Source organism: Achromobacter sp. SIMBA_011, assembly GCF_046535435.1.
GTDB lineage: Bacteria > Pseudomonadota > Gammaproteobacteria > Burkholderiales > Burkholderiaceae_B > Achromobacter > Achromobacter dolens.
Map to the genome: position 1 here is coordinate 1 of NZ_JAWRWN010000115.1, position 368 is coordinate 368.

Here is a 368-nt window from a genome sequence, read left to right on the forward strand (position 1 = left end):
GCGTGTAGCCGCGCTGCTCGACCTTGCCGATCAGTTTCTTGATTTCCTCACGGTGCAGCAGCAGCTTGCGCGTGCGGACCGGATCGGGCTTGATGTGCGTCGAGGCTTCGGGCAGCGGGCTGATGTGGGTGCCGATCAGGAAGATCTCGGCGTTCTTCACCACCACGTAGCCCTCCTTGATCTGGCCGCGCCCGGCGCGCAGCGCCTTGACTTCCCAGCCCTCGAGCACGAGCCCGGCTTCATAGCGTTCCTCGATGTGATAATCGAAGTGCGCTTTCCTGTTGTCGATGATGCTCATGAAAGGATTGGGCCAACTCGTTTAAAATCACGATTTTAGCAAAGCGGGGCGTGAATCGCCCGGCTTGCGT

General features: G+C 59.8%; 1 protein-coding gene. It reads right to left on the reverse strand.

Annotated features, from left to right (window positions below):
* Positions 1-298: SsrA-binding protein SmpB (gene smpB, locus SB816_RS30165; RefSeq protein ID WP_410548012.1), on the reverse strand; the 298-nt coding region annotated here is incomplete at its 3' end.
* Positions 299-368 lie beyond the last annotated feature (70 nt).